The organism is Arthrobacter sp. K41, assembly GCF_059089645.1.
Genome location: NZ_JBNHEW010000004.1, coordinates 293,211 through 314,263 on the forward strand (window position 1 = coordinate 293,211; position 21,053 = coordinate 314,263).

Here is a 21,053-nt window from a genome sequence, read left to right on the forward strand (position 1 = left end):
CTTTTCCCAAACCTCGTTAGGGAGGGGGTGCTGCTTCGGCCATCCCAAATCATAGTGGATAGAGCCGGGTGGCCTTTCTACGTGACGGACGGCTGAAGCTTTTCGCTAGGCTTCGCCACCCGCTGCAGCTCTTAGCCCAGCCGGTTGGGAAGCTCGCATTTCGGATACGCTGCCAAGTGCTTTTACGCTGGCGGGTACTCTTCAACCTAGGACGGGCCGAGCGCGGAGTCGCCGATCGCATGCGGTTGTCCTGCAGTCTAGCAAGGCGTGCGGGAGGTTTTAGGCAAGGCAGCAGGCCCTGAAGGTGCACCGAAGATGGCTGATTCACCCCTACGTGGTGTATCCGTTGATCGTCACAAGACTCCCAGCCTAAGTTTGACCACCTTTTTGATGCGGCTGCCAAAGCCCACGCTTCTTGTGAGCGAGCATCTGGCAGTGTCCTTCTTCCGCGCCGGTATAGTATCCGGTGAGCACATACGGCCTTTTCGGTGGCACCCCGCGTGGTGCCCCCCGTAATGACACTGGGGACTAAAAATTTGAACCTGCAAGAGTACCTGCGCGTCTTGCGCCGCAATTGGATATGGATAGTGGCGTTTTCGCTTTTGGGGCTACTTGTCAGTGGAGCCGCCACCGTCCTAGTCAAAGCCAGCTACACGTCGAGTACGCGACTGTTCGTGGCGATACAGAATTCTGGATCTGTGCAGGAACTGCAACAGGGGAATACGTTCAGCCAGGCACGCGTGCAATCGTATGTGAAAATCATCACAACACCTGCGGTTCTGCAGCCCGCTATCGATTCCCTGGGTATTGACACAACGCCCGAGGTTTTGGCGAACAAAATCAAAGCGTCGACCGATCTGAACACGGTATTGATAAATATTTCCGTAACAGATCATTCGCCGGTCCAGTCGGCAGCGACTGCCCAAGCCGTGGCTGACAGTCTAATACGTACGGTTGACCAGCTTGAGAAGCCTAAAACTGGGGGCGTCTCACCCGTTAGCCTCTCTGTCGTTGCGCCTTCCAAGGCGCCGGCGACACCTTCGGCGCCAAACGCAAAGCTGAACCTGATGCTGGGCTTGCTCGTAGGCATAGCGTGTGGTGCCGCTTTTGCTCTTCTCAGAGCTACCCTCGACAGTCGCATTCGCAATGAAGCTGACCTTCGCCGCTCGACGGATGCTCCGATACTAGGTGGCATTGCGTACGATGCCGCGGCAAAGGTATCTCCGCTACTGACACAGGAAGCAATGCGGAGTCCTCGGGCAGAGTCATTCCGCCAGCTTCGGACAAATTTACAGTTTGCTAACGTCTCAGGCCATGCAAAGACAATTTTGGTTACCTCCTCTTTGCCAGGTGAAGGTAAGAGTTCTACCGCAACAAACCTTGCCATTGCTATGGCGCAGTCCGGGCAAACTATATGCCTTGTCGATGCTGACCTAAGACGTCCGATGGTTCATGAGTATTTGGGCCTAGACCGTAACGCCGGTTTAACCACCGCATTGGTTGGGACTGCAGAACTGGACGATCTTCTTCAACCTTGGGGAGAAGGTGGCCTATACGTTTTGACCTCAGGGCAAATTCCTCCCAACCCAAGCGAACTCCTCGGTAGCGCGGCTATGACTTCCACCATTAAGGAGCTCGAGGCAACTTTCGATGCTGTCATCGTTGATGCTCCTCCACTACTGCCCGTCACAGATGCAGCGGTACTTTCCGGGCAGGTGGGCGGTGTTGTGATTGTTGTGGGCACTCAAAAGGTCACCAGCAAGGAGCTCGAAAAGTCACTGGACGCCTTGAACCTGGTGTCGGCTAACTTGCTAGGTATCGTTATGAATCGGACACCCGTCAAGGGACCCGACGCGTACGGCTACACATCCTACGGGTATGAGCCTTCGGATGAGGTAGATATCTCAACTGTTGGGATAAAGCAGGATAGCGGACAGTCATCCCTGCCGCCTGATTCCTATGATGCTGGCCGCACACTGTTGGAAGAAGGTCGAAGGCTAGCTAGGGCGAGTCCTCCGGCTTTGTCCAGGCGTCAGGAATAGAGCTAGTCCCCTAAGTTATGCAGGCAAGACAAGCTTGCATGTGACCTTGTTAGAGGAGGATTGGGCTTGCGGCACTTAGGCGCTACATTCCTCGTGATTTATCGTTGCCCATAATGGGCACCAATTTAAGGATGGACGGCATTAATTCGTCAGAAGTTGCCTTTCGCGAGGCGTTATGGTCGGTTTTTCGCCATGTTCCTGTTAGGTTGCGAAGGCGCCTTCTCTACCTAAAAGCCCACCGCAGGCTTCTAAGCTTGGCTGAACCAATGACGTTCAATGAGAAAGTCAATTGGCGTATTCTTCACGATCGCCGTCCGCTCCTCGCCTGGACTTGCGACAAGGTTGAGATGAAACGGAATGTCGCGCTTCTCGATTCTGCTGTTCTCATACCGCGGACCCTATGGCAGGGCACGGACCTCCAAGAGTTGAAGGATCGGTCCTTTCCTGACCGATGGATTTTAAAAGCAAATCATAGGTCACAATGCGTATATATCGGGCGAGGTCAACCTGATTTTGAAGCACTGTCAGAGGCTACGGACGGTTGGATGACCTCGTTTCAGGCAACCAATCTCGGTGAGTGGGCATATGAGGTGGCAAATCCGTCTTTTCTTCTCGAAGAGTGGATTGGTGATGTGGATCAGCCTCCCAGTGACTATAAGTTCTTCGTTTTCCACGGTGTAGTGCGCATGATCCAGGTCGATGAGGACAGGTTCCAGCAGCACAGGCTAAGCCTCTTCACTCGTGACTGGGAAAGGATCCAAGCCTCTAAGGATCTTTGGGACGGCACTAGTACAGTCGGCCGTCCAGCAAACCTTCCCGAAATGATCCGAATTGCAGAATCCGCGGCGCGCGACTTCGACTTTATGCGAATCGACCTGTTTGACACCCCTAATGGGGTCTACTTTGGAGAGACAACTCCCTACCCGGGCGGAGGTCTCTCCCCTTTCAGCCCAAAATCTTTTGACTCGGAACTGGGAGCATTTTGGCATCTGCCCAACCTAAGTACCCACGACCAGCAAAGCAGCTCTGAGGCTGCCATTGGCTACCGAGGTGACTTACACCGATGAAGGGGGGTCGCAGCCATCTCAGGAGAGTTGTAGGGTTTGCCCTTGTGCCAGCTGCGACGATGATCTCGACAGTTCTTGTTTTGCCTTTGATCAGCCGACAGTTCGGGCCGGAAGGCTGGTCAGCGGTGGGAATCGGACAGTCCATAGGAGCATTCATTAGCATCGTTGCTGGTCTTGGATGGCAGGTTATTGGCGCCCAACAGGTGGCTGAAAGCGGCCGAAGGCGTAGGCGCATTCTTTTCGCAGAAAGTCTCAAATCACGCGCGCTAGTGCTGATTCTTCTACTAGGGCCCGCTGGAATAACGTGCCACATATTGAGCCCTCAATTCAAAGCGGAAGCCGTCGTGTTTGCTGCAGCAATGGGCTTGAATTGCTTAAACGCTTCCTGGTTTTTTGCCGGCACTGGGGAGGCGAAGTACGTCTTCTACAACGAGGGCCTAGCTCGACTCACCGGTTACGTGCTCTCTATTCCGGTGCTTGCTCTGACCCAGTCGCTTATGACTTATGCCGCATTACTTCTTTTGACCGCCCTCGTAAGTGCCCTCTTGAACCTCCTTGTCATACTGCGTCCTTTTAATCGGCGCGATTGGATAATTGCGCGAAGTACCTCCGCAATTATCAAGGAGCAATCATACGGCGCTTTGTCACGTATGCTCACTGCCACGCAGCTGCACGTTGGGCCTGCGATCGTAGCAGTCGCTCACCCCCAAAGCCTTCACGTCTTCACCGCACTGTACAATGTGCATAAAGCCATGAACAACGCTTCGGCAACTTTCCCACAGGCATTTGCGTGGTGGGTGGGTTCTCCTAGTGACATGAAGGAACGCGCTAAAAGGACAAACTTGCTTGCGACCATAACAATAGTCGTTGGCATTATGATTTCTCTAGGCTGGGCCTTCTTAGGTCTGCCGATACTTAGTTGGCTCTACGACGACTCAGTTGAAGTTTCCCAAGCCTTGAATATCGTATGCGCCCTATCTATGGGAATGTTCGCCGCGTCAAGGGCGGCGGGCCTCTTGGGCTTGATTCCTCTTGGAATGCAGCGTCTAGTTTACCTGTCTTCGTCAGTCGCTGCGACATTTTGCGTAGTCGGCATGGTCGTCGGCGCGTCTGTGGGTGGCTCTTTTGGAGCCTTTTTGGTCATGGCTTTCACCAGCCTCATCCTGACTACTTATCTCCTGACGGTTCGGTTCATCCGCGCCAGGCGCATCCTCGGGGCATAGACCATAAGGACCTTGAAGATACTGGCAACTAAGGTTGGAGGTCATCAAACTATCGATGATCTGTCCTTATTCTTGGGTCTTTTACCGATGCCAGAAGTTGTCTGTGCGGAAAACGTGTAGCACGCATTTTTGAGCGACGAGGAGCTGGCAACTCGAGATTCGCGGCGTGGGCAGGCCATAAAAGCACACGCTAGCCGCTCGTAATGCAGGCAACCTTATTGTTGCTTTGAGGGCATGGTGAGGAGTGCTATTTGCCTGGCCCGATAGGTAAAGATACTGCGGTGAGCTCTTTGTGCGCCAGAGGTTTGCGGGGAAGCAGTCTCGCATGGACATGCTTCACGATCAGGGACGCAGACAACTTCTGAGTTAGACCTGGCACGCACCAGCAAGGTCGCGTCGACCGCTCGAGTTCGGTAGTGTGAAACGCGGGTCGTGGGAAAGTCTAGGTGTAAATGACTGCTTCTGCTGGCATCAGACGTTAAGGATCGCGGAGCCCCGGGCGGGCGGGGTTCTGTGTCAGCCAGTGTGGTTCTTCTAGGCCGCGGCGAAGCGGAGAACGGCCCAGCCACGCGGGGTGTGCTGAAGCTCCGACGACAAAGCGGTCTGGAAGGAAATTGCCGTCCCTGCGTAGGTGGGGGCGCGCGGACCGAGAAGCGCTGAGGGTGGGCGACTTGGAGAGCAAGCAACGTTCTTCGGCTAAAATTAGGCCATCTGCGTCACTTTAATCTTTGGGGGAAGCTTGCCGTCCGTTAACTCCGCGCTGGACGATGCGCCTCGAACACCAGGGTTCGGAAAAACAGCCATTTCCAATGCTGATGGGTTGGTGCGAAGCGCTCGTAGCTACGGCATGACGCCCAGCTTGTTAGTCCTTCCGATGCTCGTTGTTGTGGCGTTGTTACCCTGGTTAAGCTCTATTGAGAACGTCTGGGATGCTGTCCTTCTTGCCATTCTTATTTGCATTTGTGCTGTCGGTACTATTCGCTCGTTCTCCGCTGGCGCCAGGCCGCTAGGCTTAGTGTTCTATCCATTCACTCTTGCTTGGCTCGGTGTCGGTCCCATTTATCAGCTATCGCATGGTGCATTCGCTTGGGGTGACATCCCACTATTCGCACAAAGCGGCGTTATATCTTTTGCGTTGCTATTGACCCTCGTGGCATTGCTTGCTTTTACTGGTGGCTACGAGTTTCTGCGGTATAGGCGGAGACCTATGGCAGCAGATGCAGCACCCGTGGAGGTGCGCCCACTGGTGGTCTGGGGGCTAATTTTCGTCGCCGTTGCTTTGGTCCCGTTTGCTCTTTCCGCTAGCGGGGGATTGTCTGGTATGTTTGCCACCCGATTTGCCCGCGCAGATGCCTTTGAGCAAGCTGGTTTGACGCAAGAGGCCGTAGGCGGATTGCGCTACGCATTGGGCAAACAGATACCCATTGCGCTGTCCATTGCAGCGGCCTGCCTCTCCGTCGTTCAGGCGAGAAAACGCGTCCGAGCGCACGGACTCATGGGGCTCTACGGAAATGAGTTTGCTGCGCTCCTGCTATCGCTGGGCCTCATTGTGTTATTCTGCAACCCCATTGCGAACAGCCGCTATATTGCCGTCATCGCTTTTGGATCAGCAGCGCTCTACGTTTTTCAGCCCCGGAGTAAATGGGGCGGGCTGATAGTTGCCATAGCTTCCGTTAGTGGCACGCTTGTAATTTATCCTTTGCTAGATATCTTCCGCAGAGGATTCGTGGAGACAACGTCACTGAAGGCTGGAGTGGAAGCTTTTGGAAGCGTGGACTTTGACGGATTTCAACAGGTGGCAAACAGCATTATCTATGCCGAAGAGCGCGGTCATAGCTATGGGCATTACAGCCTGTCGGCCTTACTCTACTTCCTGCCGCGCTCGATATGGGAGGAGAAAGCAATTCCAGCATCCATCGATGTGGCGTCTAACAGGGGGTATCGTTTTACGGACCTTTCGATGCCATTCCACGCAGAGATGTATGTAGAGTTCGGTGTCATTGGGATGATCGTTATAATGGTTCTGTTTGGTATATTTGCGAGCCGCATCGACTCATCTTGGGTCGCGTTTGGGAGTACGCGTCTTGGTTTGGCTGCGCCGTTGATTGCTGTGGCCCTGCTAGGTTTCTTGCGCGGCCCGCTCGGATCACTCGCGCCGATTTACCTTACGGCTGTAGGCTTATTCTTGCTCGGTTTGAGACGAACGAAATAAATCAGAATTACCATTTACAAGTCCAGTGCACTAAATGGCGTTTGTTCTTCGTGTTTGCCTGTCATACAAGTTAGGTACCACAAATGCTGTAGCGCTCGTAGCAAGTAGTTCCATACGCCCTGTCGTTGCCACCGCCGTATCCAATAGCGAGGGCGTCAGGACCGACTCTTCGCAGGGGCTCCTCCAGTGGCAGTGTTATCGTCCACCAGGGACGACCAAGGCCATTCAGACATTAGGATTAACAGCAAAGAGGCTACCCCGCGTGAGATGCGCGGTGCGGGTCCTACCTGCCGTCGCCGTAGCAGAACCTTCGAAAGCACTTCTCCCAACCCTTGGTCTCTACTTGGCGGTAGTTGTTGGAGTAACTATGGCTACATTAGGCGGCCGATTTTTGTCTAAAGAGGCATCGTTTAATGGGAGATTGAGAGTAGCTAGTGCTCGATGTCGGTCCCGAAACACCCTAAAATATCCATAGGCGAGCGCGTCAGCGGTTACTCCTCGTCTAGGCATAAATGTGCCTTAATGCGCCCTTGCTAACGAGAATCGGTTGACGGAGTGCGCAGCCGACGGGTCCTTGCAATGAACAATGGGCTTGCCACTCAGCAAATTGCTGCCGAGAGTGTCGGAGGAGTCGAGGTTATGGCCATAACCGCCCACATCTGCCCTCCCAGTAACGTTCTGCTGTTACTGGCAACGTCTTTGTTTACCGCTACTGCAAGCACATCACCGCGACTTATGTTCGCATTCTCGCCCCAGCGCTTGAGTCGAAACTGGCAAGACTTGGCGCGCCGGTCAGCGGAAACAACTGACACGTAGGTTTTAGTGGCATGAGGAAGTTGTCCTTGAGCTTGGTCCCTTGGGACCTCTTCCTCTTTTGGCTCACGAAGGGGTGATGCGTCGTAGTTGGTCTTGCTTTGGAGAATTGCGACGCCCTGAAGATTGACGTCATGGAACTCTGTCGCCGAATTAGCATCCAGACTGCGCAAGGGAAGTTCGCTCTGTGGGCTTCTTCAATAGTGTCCGTGGCGGCAGCCCGCTCCTTGCCCGTGATCATGGGAAGCATCACTCATGAGCAACAGTTCCCTAGGTCAAGGAGACACCAACATTGTGGTGCGGTTTATGTTGGGGTAGCTGTGGTACCCAAGCCTCCGGGCTGACGTCGTTACTCGTAATAAACGCTGTGACTTGATCAAGCCTTGAGGTTGTGTTGTAGAGCGTCGCGGCACGGTTAGATATGGATCCACTTACGACGCGCGGTACTTGCGGCGTGAGCTGAGGCACCGGAAACTAAGGGTACTTTCCTATTTTCTGCTCGGTGCCTTAGCAGTCGTGACAGTGGCTGTCGTACTGGTGGCCCTGCTGAGGTAGCGTCTGCGGGCGGCATGCCTGCTATTGATATGACTTGTCATTGCATCTGTCACGTGGTTAGGTCAGGGTGATTGGGGGATCACTGTGACCGATGGAGGCTGTTGTGGCTATATCCGAGTACGCCTTTGCGCTGAGTGCGCTGCTGGGCACCCTGCTGGTTCCCTTCTTTGTTGTGGGCCAGATGCTCCGGCTGAAGCGCCGCGCCATCCGTGTAACCGCTCAAACGCAACCACGAGGAAACCGCCGCTAGCCATGCCGTACGTCGACATCAACCCCCACAAAGCCCGTCCCAAATGGCAGGCCTACGCGGCCCTGGCAGCCCTCCTGGTCCTTACTGCAGCCGTAGTAGGCGCAGCCCTCGTCCGCATCTAACCCAGGTCATCTGCCGGAACCCCTAGACTTACTGTTTGAACGAGTGCAGCATGCCAGTTTTGCCGAAACGTCCTGGGGGACACACATGCTCGATCCGGCGGATCAGAACGCACGCGCCAATGCAGAGGATGCAGGGCAGCCGCAACTGCGCCGTCGCCGTGACAATCGTCGCGACGATGGTGACCTGACGGATGCCCGGACAGGAACCATGCCAGCCGTAACGCCCAACCCTTCCCGCCGGCCCGACGCCGGCAAACCGCTCACGCGTCGAATTTCTTGGGCGGAGGCCGCTGCTGCAGCCGACGTGGCAAAACCTGCCGGAGAGATTCCTGCTCCTTCCCGGGCGTCTGCTTCAGTCCAACCTGCCAAGGGGGGCGCCGGCGCCCCTGTCGTTGGTTCCGCAAACGCGAAAGCTTCCGCAACGCAGTCGGACGCTCCTTCTGAAACCCCCGCTTTCCGGCGTGCCCGGCCCACGGTTGCGGACACGATCGCCGACAAGCCCATTCCGGACTTCATCGGCTCGCCCGGTTTGTTTGTCAAGGAACAGAAACCGCGACCAGTGGGCGGCGTCCGCGGCGCCATCTTCAAAATGACCGGCGGAGCCTGGAACATGGGCCCCGGACAGAAACAGCGCCAAGAAGAAGAACTGGGCCGCCGCATCTCCCGACAGCTGCAAGGCAGCTACAACACCGCAGTGCTCAGCCTCAAGGGCGGCATCGGCAAGACCTCCACCACCGTGGGTGTAGGCCTGACCCTGGCGGAGTACCGCGGCGATGCGCCATGCGCCATCGACGCGAACCCCGACTCCGGTGACCTCGTTGAACGCGCCCTTGGGGAGGGGATCTACCAGCAGTCAAGCCCCCGCACCATCACGGACCTGCTGCGCAACATTGAGTCCGTCGATTCGCTCACCGCACTGGCCCGGTACATGCACCACGCCGGCCGGCTGCACCTCATCGCGGGGGAGCAGGACCCGGAAGTCTCGGACTCGCTGACCGCCGAGGAATACCTGCGCATCCGGAAACTCATCGCCGCCTACTACTCCGTAGCACTCACCGACTGCGGCACCGGTGTCACCCACAACGCCATGAGCGGCATCCTGCAATCGGCGGACAACCTGGTGATTGCCGCCGGCTATGCGGTGAGTGGCGCCAAGCGTGCCCGCAGCACCCTGCACTGGCTGGCCAGCCACGGCTACGAGGACCTGGCCCGCAACGCCATTGTGGTGATCACGGACAAGGACGAGGTTTCCTCCCGGGTGGACAAGGACGCCATCGAGGAACACCTCGCCGGCATCTGCCGCCAGCTGATCGCAGTGCCGCACGACCGCGGCGTGGCCGACGGTGACCTGGTAACCCTGGACGTCCTCAAGCCCGAGACCCGGCGCGCGTACAAGGAAATTGCCGCTGCCATCGTGGACGGGTACCGGTAGACGTCAGCCTAGGTAAAGCCTGTGTGTACACGGTGCGCTCATGTTGCCGTGGCCGAATTTTGACCTAACCTTGCCTGCAATTCCTCGCAAAGTCCCGAGTCTGTCCCGTAGTTTGGGCTCATCAGGCAATACCAGGGAATAGGCAGGAAGCGGGACATGGCATCACTGACTACGCTGTGGCTCTTGGTGGCATGTTGGCCTCACTGGGAGCGGCAGGCCTCTTCGCCGCTCGTCTGATTAGGGCGAAGAGCCGGCACTAGGTGGCGCAGCCTGCTCAGTCCAAGTCGCGTAACAGTTCCGTTGGCTTGATCGTTTCTTGAGGGTCACTTTTGTAACCTCGCGGCATGGGAAAACATGGTGCTGGCTATTACGGGAAGTACTCCCGCCGAGAGCGGCGGCAGGCCCGCATGCGATTGTTGTCCTACGTAATGCTCGCCGCCCTGGCCTTGGCGACCATACCGGTGGTGCTGATGGCTCTCAACAAGTGACGCGATGAGGCCGCAGAGCCTTGAAGCGTCCTCAAAGTTCCGGACACCCGGTACTAAACCGGCTGGGCGACTTGTTGTAGGTCAGCCCGGGCTTTGACAAGAAGGTCTTGGCTGCTCACAACCAGCGCACTAACCGAACTCTCAAGGGAAAGCGCAGCAGCACGCGCTTCTTGAAGCTGATTGGTGCGTATCAGGGCCTCAATGGCCCGGCACTTGCGCTCCGTTTCCTTTGCCCCAATCATGGCGGAGGTGACCCTCAGGCTCAAGAGCGCATCCATGGCGGCCTCCCGGTCCCTTTCATTGAGATGTATGCTGATCCGCGCCATCCTGCCGGGGAGCATACGCAGATAGTCACCTAAGAAGTTCAAAGCACAGGCCGGGTCTCCTATGTCCTTCGCCAGGGCCATGAGCGGTGCCGCTTCCAGCAGAGCCAGGCCGCGCTCAACCACGGTCTCTGAGTATTTTCGCAACAGCAGCTTGCCTAAGTATGTGGCACCGTTTCCGGCGGAACTTTGCAGGTTTAACCGCGCAGGCAGGTTCAGCAGCGTTAGCGGGGGCTGTGGGCAGCGCGGGTTGACGTACGTGCATCATGAATCAGGTCCTTGGGGGGTGAAGCGAATAGCTGGAAAGCGTTCGATGGAAAGCTCGCAAATACTCGGTGGTCCATCTATTCAGCTGGTTGAAGAGACTTTGCCGGGTATGAATCAAGAATCCCTGCAGTTGGAAGTCAAGAAAGGCTCAAGAGTTTTTACGCGTGTGCTGCAAAACGTGTCATACATCACATTGCAATTCGCTTGAGTTGTTCTTGATGAAAGTTTGCACTTTCCTTGACGGGTTACATGCAGTTCTTTTGCGTTTTCGTTGGAAGGCTCGGTTCGAATAAACCGCTGACGAAAAGGGACTCATGAAAGAGCTATGGGCATTGCTGGTGCCTTGCCTGGCAATTGTTGAACCTAATAAGTTGCTGGCGGTGAATCCGTGATTACAGTGATAATTCCGGCGCACAATGAAGAAGCCGAAATAGCAGAAACACTGGGCTCGCTGTATAAACAGACCCTTGTTCCAGACAGAGTGATAGTTGTGGCTGACAACTGCACCGATGCCACTGAGGAAATTGCCGCGCGGGCCGGTGCAGAGGTGATCTGGACGGTTGGCAACACTGACAAGAAGGCCGGCGCGCTGAACTTCGTCCTCGCCGACTTGCTGCCAACATCGGCACCGGAAGATCTCATACTCGTGCAGGACGCCGATTCCCAGCTGTCCAGGGACTTTATTGAGCGCTCGGCCGCCCACTTGCGGAAAGACTCCAGGCTCGGTGCCGTAGGAGGTGTGTTCCAGGGCGGCCCCGGTGGTGGCTTCGTTGGCCACCTGCAGCGGAACGAATATGCCCGTTATGTCCGGGACGTGCAGCGCCTCCATGGAAAGTGCCTGGTGGTGACCGGCACGGCAGCGCTCTTCCGGGCCCGAACTCTACGGGACATCGTGGCGGCCCGGCTCGACGGAATCCTGCCTGCCGGCGACGGGCGCGGCGGCGTTTATGACACGTCCGTCCTGACGGAGGACAACGAACTGTCGTTCGCCCTGCTGACTCTTAAGTACCGCATCCGCTCTCCTACAGATTGCACCCTCGTCACCGAAGTAATGCCCACCTGGCGGCAATTGTGGGCGCAGCGGCTGAGGTGGAAGCGGGGCGCACTGGAAAACTGCATGCAGTACGGCTGGACCGCAGTGACCCGTCCGTACTGGGGCAGGCAGCTGCTTTCCGCCATAGGTGTGATGGTGACATTTGCCTATGTGGGCACGGTGGCGTTTGCACTGGTCACGGGGGCAGCAATGCATATCCAGCCATTCTGGCTTGCCGTGACCGGTGTCTTCGTGATCGAGCGGATAGTGACGGTGAGACTGCGGGGATGGAGGTACATGCTCGCCGCCGCCACTATGTACGAAATAATGATCGACCTGTTTCTGCAGGCGGTCCACGCGAAGGCGTATACAGATGCAATTCTCAAAAGGAAGAAAGTGTGGTAATCCATGTATAACAACGCAGCTATTCCCGCGGCCGCCGGCGCCGGCTCAGGAACTCTCGCCATGACCGGAGCGGGCGATATTTTCTGGTTCGCCCTCGCCGCCTTTGCGCTCCTCGCCCTTGGCCTGGCCATCAAGCGGATAGTTCCGGTCCGCGGCCAGTAGGTCCATCAACATTGGTTATTAAGCAAATGTGATGCAAAAGCAGACACAGGCGCGAGGTGAGCACCGGATGCGCACCTCGCGCCTGTGGCCATTCTTTACGTTGTAATGCTGATGGTATTTGAGCACCTTGCGGTATCGCAGATTTTATAAGTCGTGGTACTTCCCAGCCTCACGGAACTTGTGAAGCTTCCGGTATTGGCAATTGTTTTTTTCACGCCGTTCGTCCACAGCGTTACGCTGGCCCCAGTGGCACCGGCCCATTTCAAGGTTGTGGTGGCGCCTTTTTTCGTAGCGGTGCTGGTGGCGCTTAGTTTGATTTCCGGGGCAGGTAGCGGGGGAGTGCTGATCGATGCCACGAAGGAAAAGTCCCGCACAACAACGTGTTCGGGCTTGACGTGGGCAGGGTCGCCCCCGCCCCCGCCGGTGACCCACAGGTTGAAGTGGACTCGCTCCTTTGCCGGTACCGGCACTGTTGCACCTTCCAGTACCGTGCGCTTGAGCAGAGGCCCTGTGTAGCCTTCGCCGGCGAAGGTCTCATACGTGACCCGGCCCGGTTCCCAGACCATCCGGTGGGTAGTAATGGGGCTGTTAGTGACATCAAAGGTGACGGTGTTGTTGCCCGTTCCCGGCGGCTTGGTGGCATCAAACCAATAGCCGTGGCCCTGGCTCACCGGCCAGGACTCCCCATAGGCGGCCCCGCCTCCCCAGGCCGAAGCCTCGCAGAGGTCGATCTCGTTGTAGCCCGGGGCCGCCGCGGGATCATAGGTGAACAAGCATCCCCACACCACTTCCTTTTGCAGTGCGCTGAGATCCTTTTCCACAACAGTGCTGTATGTCCCGTACCCGAACCCCTCCCTAGTGGACTGGAATTCAGCTCCAACGGGTGCTTCCCCGGTAGGGTTTGTGATTTTCAGGGAGACGTACCCGTTGGCGTCGGGACCGCTCACGTTGGCAGGGTCGTATGCCTGGTTGTACTGGGGTGCGCCACCCCAAAAGCGCTTTTCCCAGTTGAAACCCTTCCAGCTGAAGCTGCCCGATGGGCCGGGATTTGGATCAAGCGGGGTTGTATCAGCAGCATTTGCGCCGGGCAGTCCCGCCAATGCTGTCACCCCCGCGACCACCAAGATAGCGAGCGGTTTCCCGCGGCGCGCGAAAGGTGAGGCAAAACAGTTTCCAGCGGTCATGCAAAGTCCCCTCCATCATTGCTCCCAGCAAGCTTTGCGTGCACCACGGTGTGCACCAATTCATCCTCACTGCGTTTTCCGGCCAAAACAATAGAACAAATGTGGATTTATCGGACTTTAGCTCAAGAGAAACGAAGGATTTTGCCATTAGCGCAGGAATTGCGCAGGAATGGCGAAAGTTGTTGCTTTTTTGGTCGCCGGCGCCAAATCCGGAGGCACGTGTGCAATTCGTTCAAGACGAGGACTATTGCGGAAAACTTTAAGGATCGGCAGAGAGCTTGGAACGCTACGTCGTGGTTGAAATGCAGGTAACTTTGTTGCTGTTGTTGCCCTGTTCGATTTGTACCACTGCGGTGGCGGTGATCTGCGTCTGGTCGGCGTAGGCGGCTGTTACCCGAACAGTAAGGTGCGGAGTGGTCCGGTTGGCAGCGATGATCGGCGAGGATATGTTAAGTGCCACCGTGCTGGTGGTGCCGAGCGTCACCGCGTCGGAGTAGGAGGGTCCGTAGGCGCCGCTGGGCTGGAGAGCGTCGTACGTCAGGGAAACGGGAACCTTCGGGCCGGTGGCAGTCAAGACGGCGTTCGTTCTGTTGTTGTCGTTGGTGCACGTGAACCCGGAAAAGATTGGTGCGGGCCAGGTGGCTGCGGCTGTGACGGTCATGGTGGCCGTTGCGCTTTGCTGCCACAGTGCGGACGCGGCCGTTCCTCCCAGCCCGAGCAGAAGGGTGAGGACGAAGGCGCCAACAGCGGGTGCGGCGCCTGGCATATCCCGAAAGCGGGGCATCTATGCCGCCTGGGCGGGAGTCTTGCCGGTTCGGGATCGGCGGACGGATTTATAGACGGCGATGGCGCCATAGCCGATCAGCGCCACGGCGGCTATCTTGGTCCACGTCTCGCGATCGGAATTGCCCAGGGCGTTGGCTACGTAGCCGACGTACGGCACCGCATAAAAAAGTTTGCCTTTGACCTGGATCTCACGAACGGGCTCAGGGTCGTTGGCGCCGTTGTTGTCGCCCCGGGTGATCAGTGTCTTTTCACCCTGCTGGGTGGCGCCAAAACCAACAATGCGGTGGGTTTCCACATCCGGGCGGCCGGAGTACTGCTGGAACGTAATCACATCGCCGTACTTGAGCTCGCTGAACGCTACGGGCTTCATCACCATGAACGTCCCCGGGGGAAACTTTTGGACCATGGATTTGGTGAGGATGGTGTAGGTCTGGGATCCGGTTGCTACCGGAATCACAATCAACACCATCGCTGCGAACAAGGCGATGAGCATCGCGGACATGCTGGCCATGCGAGCAATGGTGCTCCACGCCCCACCCCCTTCGTCCCGGGTGTCCTTGGTTTTGGACGGCGACGCTGCCGCCTGGTTGTCCGTCCGCGGCATGCGGGCCGGGGGAGCCGGACGTGTTGTCAGGTCAGCAGCCACCGGGCACCCCGCAGGTCTGGCGGGCGGTGAGCGTCAGGGGAATGTTCACTGCTTGTCCTTTGGCAGTTGCAGGGGCTGAGGAGTTGAGGGTGACCTGGAAGCAAAAGACCGTGGACCCGCCCTTAGCCACTGTTGGTGATACGAGCCCCGATGCTTCCAGGGCGGTGTAGCCGGTGGTGGTGTTGCAGTCCGCCGGGAGGGAAACGATCTTGGTGTTGACGGTGACGTTCTGCGCCAGGCTTCCGTCTCCCGTGCCTGTCAAGGGTCCTTTAGCGACAGTGATAACGGTGTCGAACGAACCACCGGCGTTGGTGTTGTTGGCCACTGCAACCCCGCCGTAGACAGATCCGCCCGGTAGCAGTGTGGCGGTTGGAGTGATAGCCAGGGTGGCGGGGGTACCGTCGGCCAGGGTCATGGTGGTTGCCTGGCCGGACGGAACCGAGGTGAGGCCCACAATGAACGAGGCCGAGGATACCGTTCCGGCTGTCGTGCTGGTAGTGGCGTTCCAGAGGGCGTAGGTGCCTTGTACGGTCAGGAGGCCCAGGACCACTGCGACGGCGATCAAAGCCGCCGCCTGCAGCAAGCGCTTGATGCGCATTGGCCCCTCCCGGCTCTGCTTCTGGATCGTCAGCGGTGTGGGCGGCTGGAAAGCCGCCCACCGGCATCAGGTTACTGGGTTGCGGCCTGACCGGTACCGGCAACCACCTGCTGAAGGGTGAATTTGATGTTGCCGAAGCTGTAGGACTTCGACACGTCAGCGCGGCCTGATGTGGTTGAAAGGAATTCGAAGGTGATGGTGGCGGTGACCTTCTGGATACCGGTGGACGCGGTGAGGTTGTTCGGAACGGGCTGGCCGTTGATCGTCAGGCTCGGGGCGCTGACTGCGACGTTGGCAGGGGTGAAACCGTTGGTTGGCTCAGCGCCGAGGGCCACGATGGTGGCAGCCATCTTGTCCCCGGTGAGGGTGACGTCAACGTCCTGGGTGAAGGTGAGCTTGTCGCCCGGGACCACCTTGTAGGCGCTGATGTCAGGGATGGTGGTTCCGGTGCGGTCCTTCCAGACGCCGTTGGTGCTCTTTACGACGTTGAGGTCACCGGCAACGATGGTTCCGGGCGCTGCGCTGGCTTCTGCGTTCCACGCGGCGAGGGTTCCGCCGCCGCCCAGCAGCAGTGCTGCGCCAACGGCGATGGCTGCGGTGCCCTTGACCAGAGTGCTGTTCTTCATGATGTGTCCCCTTTAGTTTTTGTGTGCCGTGGTTCAGCTGGAAACTACATTGCCGGGGCAACCTCAAAAACTGGGGGGTCAAAGGGTCAACAAAAGCTCAAGGTATTTGAAAGTTAAACTACCGGTCAGAGGACACGATTACCGAGTATCAACATCCTCAAACACCAGGAACGTCTGGGTGTCCAGCACGCCCGGCATGGACTGCAGCTGGTCGAAGATGACCCGCCGGAGGTCGATGTTGTCCACGGCGCGGACCAGAAGGATCACATCGAAGTCCCCGCCTACCAGGGCCACGTGGTGCACTTCCGGGATGGCTGCCAGCAGGTCCCGGAGTTCGCGCCAGGAATCCTGCTTCAGCTTCAGGGTCACGTAGGCGGAGGAGCGCAGCCCCGCCTTGATCGGGTCCACGAGCGCCGTGAACTTGGACAACACCCCTTCGCTCGTGAGCCTGCTAATCCGCGTGTACGCATGCGCCCGCGAGATGTGGACGTTCTCCGCCACCTGCGTCACGGACATCCGGCCGTCCCGGGTCAGCTCCGAAATGATGCTGCGGTCAATGTCGTCCAGCGGGACCGGTTCCGTCCCCGCATCCTTGGCTGCCAATTCGTCCACGCGCCCCGTCAGTAATGTGGCTCACACTTACAATTCGTCTCCCAGTTTAGGCAGAACCGGGAAGCTTTTCCACGATTCCTGTAGGTGCTGGATACGAAACCTTTCCCGGGCGGATACTGGGGAGTAATAGTGGCAACAAAAGGACGGAACCGATGACGATCTCCGCGAACCAAACCGCGCCGGGCACCAGCAACGCAGGTCAGGCCAGCGCCGCCCCCGCCGAGGACGCCCTGGCTGAGGCCGTTAAGAAGTTCGGCATCACGGCCGAGGATTACATGCTCCCGGCCCGGCATCAGATCCAGATGGTGGACCCGGACGGCCGGCTCAAACCCGAAGGCGAGCAGGGCACCGAACCCGGCCACGAGTACCCCTTGCCCAGCGACGAGGAACTGCTGTCAGCGTACGAGCAGCTCGTCGTCGGCCGCCGCGTCAACGACCAGAACTCGGCACTGGTCCGGCAGGGCCGCATGGCCGTGTACCCGTCCAGCCATGGCCAGGAGGCGTGCCAGGTGGCCGCCGCGCTGTGCCTGTTCGAGGGCGACTGGATGTTCCCCACCTACCGCGACGCCGTGGCCGTGATGACCCGCGGCGTGGACCCCGTGCAGGTGATGACTATCTTCCGCGGCGACTGGCACGGCGGGTTCGATCCCCTCAAGCACAAGGTAGGGATCCAGTGCACCCCGCTGACCACGCAGCTGCTGCACGCCGTCGGCGTGGCCCACGCTGCCAAGCTCCGCGGCGAGGACACCGTGGTGCTGGCCATGTGCGGTGACGGCGCCACCAGCGAAGGCGACTTCCACGAGGCCCTGAACTTCGCGGCCGTCTTCCACTTGCCCGTTATCTTCTTCGTCCAGAACAACAAGTACGCCATCTCCGTGCCGCTGGCACACCAGTCCGTGGCGCCGTCGCTCGCACACAAGGCCGTGGGCTACGGCATGGCCGGCGAACGCGTGGACGGCAACGACGTCGTCGCCCTCCTCGCCGTCCTGGACCGGGCCGTGAAACTGGCCCGGGAAGGCTCCGGCCCCCTGCTGGTGGAAGCCAACACCTACCGCATGCAGGCCCACACCAACGCCGACGACGACACCCGCTACCGTGAAAGCGCCGAAGTTGCCGAGTGGCGGGCCAAGGACCCGGTGAACCGGATGCGGACGTACCTGTCGGACCGCGGCCTGCTGGACGACGCCGTTGAAGCGCGGATCAGTGAGCACGCCGAAGCCGTGGCGGCCCAGCTGCGCGAAGGACTGAGCGAGGACGTGCCGGTGGACCCGCAGGAACTCTTCCGCCACGTTTTCTCCGCGCCCACACCGCAGCTGAAGGAACAGTCCGCCCTGCTCGCCGACGAACTGGCCCGCGACGCAGCAGCATCATCGCAGGATTCAGCATCAAAGGAGGCCGGCAAGTGAGCCCCACCATCACCACCTCGTCCGAGGCCAACGGCAACGTCAGCGCCGCCACCGCCCGGGCAGCCGCCTCCGCTGCTGCGTCCGCCGAAGCCGCCGGGCCGCAGCCGGTCACCCTGGCCAAGGCTTTGAACACTGCCTTGTTTGACGCCATGCAGGCTGATTCCTCCGTCCTGGTGTTCGGCGAGGACGTGGGAATGCTCGGCGGGGTCTTCCGCATCACCGACGGGCTCACCGCCACCTTCGGCGAGCAGCGCTGCTTCGACACCCCGCTGGCCGAGTCCGGCATCGTGGGCATGGCCGTAGGCATGGCCATCAACGGGATGCGCCCGGTGATCGAAATGCAGTTCGACGCCTTCGCCTACCCGGCGTTCGAACAGATCATCAGCCACGTGGCCAAGATGCATAACCGCACTCGCGGGGCGGTCAAGCTGCCCCTGGTGATCCGGGTGCCGTACGGCGGCGGCATCGGGGGAGTGGAGCACCACTGCGACTCCTCCGAGTCCTACTACGCCCACACCGCCGGCCTGAAGGTCTACACCCCCGCCACCGTGGCCGACGGGTACCGGTTGCTCCGCGAAGCCATCGACTCGGACGATCCCGTGGTGTTCATGGAGCCTAAGAAGCTCTACTGGTCCAAGGACCTGGTGGACCTTGCGTCGCTGCGGTCCGCCCATGAGCAAGGCACGACGGCGGGCCGCACCTCCGAGGGGCGTGCCGCCGTCGCGCGTCCCGGCACTGACGCGACGCTGATCGCCTACGGTCCGTCCGTTCCCACTGCGCTCGCCGCTGCCGAGGCCGCCGCGCTGGAGGGGCGCTCGCTGGAGGTCATCGACGTGCGGACGCTGGTGCCGTTCGATGATGCGACGGTATGTGAATCCGTGCGGAAGACCGGCCGCGCCGTGGTGATCGCCGAAGCGCACGGGTTCGCGTCTGTGTCCTCCGAGATTGTGGCCCGGGTGCAGGAACGTTGCTTCCACTACCTGGCCGCGCCCATCCGCCGCGTCACCGGGTTCGACATCCCGTACCCGGCACCCAAGCTTGAAAAGTACTACCTGCCCGGCGTGGACCGCATCCTCGACGCCGTCGACGACCTGCAGTGGGAGAACTGACCATGAGTGAAACACGCGTGTTTTTGTTGCCGGACCTGGGCGAGGGCCTCACCGAAGCCGAACTGGTGTCGTGGCACGTTTCCGTGGGGGACACCATTTCCGTGGACCAGCCGATCGCCGAGGTGGAGACCGCGAAGTCCACTGTTGAGGTGCCTTCGCCCTATGCCGGGATTGTGGCTGAGCTGCACGGGCAGCCGGGGGAGACCCTGGACGTGGGGAAGCCGCTGATCTCGGTGACGCCATTGGTTACCGGGATCGCCGCGGATAATGCCGCCCCCGCCCCAGCCGAGCCAACCGAGCCCGAAACCAAGCCTGTTAAGACCGAACTGGGGGAGCCTGCGGCTGAGGCAGTTGAAACTCCTGCCGAGGCGGAGGGCGAGTTGTACCGCGAAGAGGAAAAGGCCGGCTCAGGCAACGTGCTGATCGGTTACGGTACCCCGGGCGGGCACGGAGTGGCGCGGCGGACGCGGGCGCGGAGGTCATCGGCGGCTGCCGCAGTCACCACCCTTCCCGTGGAGGATGGCGCACTTCCCCTGGAGGATGGGGCGGCCGACGGCGGGCCGGCGGTGAATGCCGACGTGGACCTTTCGCTCCTGCGCACCCGGGTTCCCGGCAAGCTCGGCGCGGTGATCTCCCCGCTGGTCCGGCGCATGGCGCGGGAACACGGCGTGGATCTGGGGGAACTGCCGGGTTCCGGCGGGGGTGGCCTGATTATGCGCAAAGATGTGGAGGCCGCCATAACGAGTCCGGCACCGGTGACCGCACCGAAACCGGCGGTTGAACCTGTTGAGGGGGTGCCGGCCGAACCCCGGCCCTCCGACATCCAGGGCGCGGACGCCCGCACCGGCCTGCCTATTTCTTCGCGCACTCCTGTCCGGGGAGTACGCAAGGCTGTAGCCGCCAACATGTCGCGCAGCCGTGCGGAGATCCCCGAAGCTACCGTGTGGGTGGATGTTGACGCCACTGGGCTGCTCGAGCTCCGCGAGGGGCTCAAAGCGAATGGGCCTGACGTGCCGGGCCTGCTCGCGTTCATCGCCCGATTTGTCACAGCCGGGCTAAAAAAATACCCGGAGCTGAACACGCGCATCGAAACCGCGGGCGACGGGTCCCAGGAGATCGTCTCGTTCGACGGAATCAACCTCGGCATCGCTGCCCAGACCGACCGCGGCCTTGTGGTCCCCTCGGTCCGGGCGGCGGAAAAGCTGAGTGCCCGCGAGCTGGACGCAGAGATCAGGCGGCTGACCGACGTCGCCCGCCAAGGCAAGGCAACCCCCACCGAACTGGGCAGCGGTACGTTCACGCTGAACAACTACGGGGTGTTCGGCGTGGACGGCTCGGCGGCAATCATCAACCACCCCGAGGTGGCTATTCTCGGCGTCGGCCGGATCATCGACAAGCCCTGGGTGGTGAACGGTGAGCTCGCCGTTCGGAAAGTTGCCGAGCTGACACTCACCTTCGACCATCGGGTCTGCGACGGCGGCACCGCTGCCGGGTTCCTCCGCTTCGTGGCCGACGCCATCGAAAACCCGACCACCCTCCTCGCCGACCTCTAACCCCTCCCACCGACGCTCTCTCACTTAACGTCGGTTTTTCCGAAACCCTCTCGCAGTTGATGTGGGTCTAACCCCAACCCTCTCGCAGTTGGTGTGGGTTAAACGTCAACGCTTCCGCAATCTATGCGAAAGAATCGGG

Annotated in this window: 19 protein-coding genes; 12 read left to right on the forward strand and 7 right to left on the reverse strand. The window is 59.4% G+C overall.

Features of this window, described 5'->3' with window-relative positions:
* The first annotated feature begins 515 nt into the window (after positions 1-515).
* The 7 genes from AC5RTE_RS12010 to AC5RTE_RS12040 all read left to right on the forward strand — a co-directional run bounded on the left by AC5RTE_RS12010 (position 516) and on the right by AC5RTE_RS12040 (position 10,204).
* Positions 516-2,042, forward strand: a complete 1,527-nt coding sequence (locus AC5RTE_RS12010) for a tyrosine-protein kinase domain-containing protein (RefSeq protein WP_494041620.1) — start codon at positions 516-518, stop codon at positions 2,040-2,042.
* Positions 2,043-2,308: 266 nt separating this feature from the next.
* The gene (locus AC5RTE_RS12015; protein ID WP_494041621.1) at positions 2,309-3,109 is read left to right on the forward strand and encodes an ATP-grasp fold amidoligase family protein; all 801 of its coding nucleotides are present in this window, start codon (positions 2,309-2,311) and stop codon (positions 3,107-3,109) included.
* Between the two features lie 59 nt (positions 3,110-3,168).
* On the forward strand, positions 3,169-4,332 hold the full coding sequence (locus AC5RTE_RS12020; RefSeq protein WP_494041622.1) for an oligosaccharide flippase family protein: 1,164 nt from the start codon (positions 3,169-3,171) through the stop codon (positions 4,330-4,332).
* Between the two features lie 847 nt (positions 4,333-5,179).
* Entirely contained in the window at positions 5,180-6,544 is a 1,365-nt protein-coding gene (locus AC5RTE_RS12025) for a hypothetical protein (RefSeq protein ID WP_494041623.1), read from the forward strand.
* A 1,471-nt stretch (positions 6,545-8,015) separates the two neighbouring features.
* Complete coding sequence (locus AC5RTE_RS12030; RefSeq protein WP_494041624.1) at positions 8,016-8,162, forward strand: hypothetical protein; 147 nt, start codon at positions 8,016-8,018, stop codon at positions 8,160-8,162.
* 330 nt (positions 8,163-8,492) lie between these two features.
* Entirely contained in the window at positions 8,493-9,716 is a 1,224-nt protein-coding gene (locus AC5RTE_RS12035; protein WP_494041750.1) for a MinD/ParA family ATP-binding protein, read from the forward strand.
* A gap of 344 nt (positions 9,717-10,060) precedes the next feature.
* Positions 10,061-10,204, forward strand: coding sequence for a hypothetical protein (locus AC5RTE_RS12040; RefSeq protein ID WP_494041625.1), 144 nt, complete (start codon positions 10,061-10,063; stop codon positions 10,202-10,204).
* 53 nt (positions 10,205-10,257) lie between these two features.
* Here the strand turns inward: AC5RTE_RS12040 and AC5RTE_RS12045 are convergent, their stop codons facing one another.
* Entirely contained in the window at positions 10,258-10,653 is a 396-nt protein-coding gene (locus AC5RTE_RS12045) for an Hpt domain-containing protein (RefSeq protein WP_494041626.1), read from the reverse strand.
* A gap of 538 nt (positions 10,654-11,191) precedes the next feature.
* Between AC5RTE_RS12045 and AC5RTE_RS12050 the strand changes: the two genes are divergently transcribed.
* Together AC5RTE_RS12050 and AC5RTE_RS12055 are read left to right on the forward strand one after the other, a co-directional pair.
* Entirely contained in the window at positions 11,192-12,232 is a 1,041-nt protein-coding gene (locus tag AC5RTE_RS12050; RefSeq protein ID WP_494041751.1) for a glycosyltransferase family 2 protein, read from the forward strand.
* 3 nt (positions 12,233-12,235) lie between these two features.
* A complete protein-coding gene (locus AC5RTE_RS12055; protein ID WP_494041627.1) occupies positions 12,236-12,394 on the forward strand; it encodes a hypothetical protein in 159 nt (52 codons plus the stop codon).
* 95 nt (positions 12,395-12,489) lie between these two features.
* Here AC5RTE_RS12055 and AC5RTE_RS12060 read toward each other — a convergent pair whose 3' ends face one another.
* The 6 genes from AC5RTE_RS12060 to AC5RTE_RS12085 form a co-directional block, all read right to left on the reverse strand.
* Positions 12,490-13,578 (reverse strand): LamG domain-containing protein, encoded by a 1,089-nt coding sequence (locus tag AC5RTE_RS12060; protein WP_494041628.1) that lies wholly within the window; start codon positions 13,576-13,578, stop codon positions 12,490-12,492.
* 286 nt (positions 13,579-13,864) lie between these two features.
* Complete coding sequence (locus AC5RTE_RS12065; RefSeq protein ID WP_494041629.1) at positions 13,865-14,362, reverse strand: hypothetical protein; 498 nt, start codon at positions 14,360-14,362, stop codon at positions 13,865-13,867.
* Entirely contained in the window at positions 14,363-15,010 is a 648-nt protein-coding gene (locus tag AC5RTE_RS12070; protein WP_494041630.1) for a signal peptidase I, read from the reverse strand.
* Entirely contained in the window at positions 15,000-15,608 is a 609-nt protein-coding gene (locus AC5RTE_RS12075; RefSeq protein WP_494041631.1) for a hypothetical protein, read from the reverse strand. Before AC5RTE_RS12075 ends, AC5RTE_RS12070 begins: the two co-directional genes overlap by 11 nt.
* Positions 15,609-15,679: 71 nt before the next feature.
* The gene (locus tag AC5RTE_RS12080) at positions 15,680-16,234 is read right to left on the reverse strand and encodes an alternate-type signal peptide domain-containing protein (protein ID WP_494041632.1); all 555 of its coding nucleotides are present in this window, start codon (positions 16,232-16,234) and stop codon (positions 15,680-15,682) included.
* Positions 16,235-16,372: 138 nt separating this feature from the next.
* Positions 16,373-16,837: an Lrp/AsnC family transcriptional regulator gene (locus AC5RTE_RS12085; RefSeq protein ID WP_494041752.1), complete on the reverse strand. Its 465-nt coding sequence runs from the start codon at positions 16,835-16,837 to the stop codon at positions 16,373-16,375.
* Positions 16,838-16,998: 161 nt separating this feature from the next.
* Here AC5RTE_RS12085 and pdhA point away from each other — a divergent pair, with 161 nt between their 5' ends.
* The 3 genes from pdhA to AC5RTE_RS12100 are packed head-to-tail and all read left to right on the forward strand — an operon-like array spanning position 16,999 to position 20,914.
* A complete protein-coding gene (gene pdhA, locus AC5RTE_RS12090; RefSeq protein ID WP_494041633.1) occupies positions 16,999-18,252 on the forward strand; it encodes a pyruvate dehydrogenase (acetyl-transferring) E1 component subunit alpha in 1,254 nt (417 codons plus the stop codon).
* The gene (locus tag AC5RTE_RS12095) at positions 18,249-19,361 is read left to right on the forward strand and encodes an alpha-ketoacid dehydrogenase subunit beta (protein WP_494041634.1); all 1,113 of its coding nucleotides are present in this window, start codon (positions 18,249-18,251) and stop codon (positions 19,359-19,361) included. The genes pdhA and AC5RTE_RS12095 overlap by 4 nt, the downstream gene beginning before the upstream one ends.
* 2 nt (positions 19,362-19,363) lie before the next feature.
* Complete coding sequence (locus AC5RTE_RS12100) at positions 19,364-20,914, forward strand: dihydrolipoamide acetyltransferase family protein (protein ID WP_494041635.1); 1,551 nt, start codon at positions 19,364-19,366, stop codon at positions 20,912-20,914.
* Positions 20,915-21,053 lie beyond the last annotated feature (139 nt).

Excerpts from the sequence above, each read along its gene's own strand:
- AC5RTE_RS12010 (WP_494041620.1), top strand. The coding sequence starts at position 516 with ATGACACTGGGGACTAAAAATTTGAACCTGCAAGAGTACCTGCGCGTC.
- AC5RTE_RS12015 (WP_494041621.1), top strand. The coding sequence starts at position 2,309 with ATGACGTTCAATGAGAAAGTCAATTGGCGTATTCTTCACGATCGCCGT.
- AC5RTE_RS12020 (WP_494041622.1), top strand. The coding sequence starts at position 3,169 with ATGATCTCGACAGTTCTTGTTTTGCCTTTGATCAGCCGACAGTTCGGG.
- AC5RTE_RS12025 (WP_494041623.1), top strand. The coding sequence starts at position 5,180 with ATGACGCCCAGCTTGTTAGTCCTTCCGATGCTCGTTGTTGTGGCGTTG.
- AC5RTE_RS12035 (WP_494041750.1), top strand. The coding sequence starts at position 8,493 with ATGCCAGCCGTAACGCCCAACCCTTCCCGCCGGCCCGACGCCGGCAAA.
- AC5RTE_RS12040 (WP_494041625.1), top strand. The coding sequence starts at position 10,061 with ATGGGAAAACATGGTGCTGGCTATTACGGGAAGTACTCCCGCCGAGAG.
- AC5RTE_RS12055 (WP_494041627.1), top strand. The coding sequence starts at position 12,236 with ATGTATAACAACGCAGCTATTCCCGCGGCCGCCGGCGCCGGCTCAGGA.
- AC5RTE_RS12060 (WP_494041628.1), bottom strand. The coding sequence starts at position 13,578 with ATGACCGCTGGAAACTGTTTTGCCTCACCTTTCGCGCGCCGCGGGAAA.
- AC5RTE_RS12065 (WP_494041629.1), bottom strand. The coding sequence starts at position 14,362 with ATGCCCCGCTTTCGGGATATGCCAGGCGCCGCACCCGCTGTTGGCGCC.
- AC5RTE_RS12075 (WP_494041631.1), bottom strand. The coding sequence starts at position 15,608 with ATGCGCATCAAGCGCTTGCTGCAGGCGGCGGCTTTGATCGCCGTCGCA.
- AC5RTE_RS12080 (WP_494041632.1), bottom strand. The coding sequence starts at position 16,234 with ATGAAGAACAGCACTCTGGTCAAGGGCACCGCAGCCATCGCCGTTGGC.
- pdhA (WP_494041633.1), top strand. The coding sequence starts at position 16,999 with ATGACGATCTCCGCGAACCAAACCGCGCCGGGCACCAGCAACGCAGGT.
- AC5RTE_RS12100 (WP_494041635.1), top strand. The coding sequence starts at position 19,364 with ATGAGTGAAACACGCGTGTTTTTGTTGCCGGACCTGGGCGAGGGCCTC.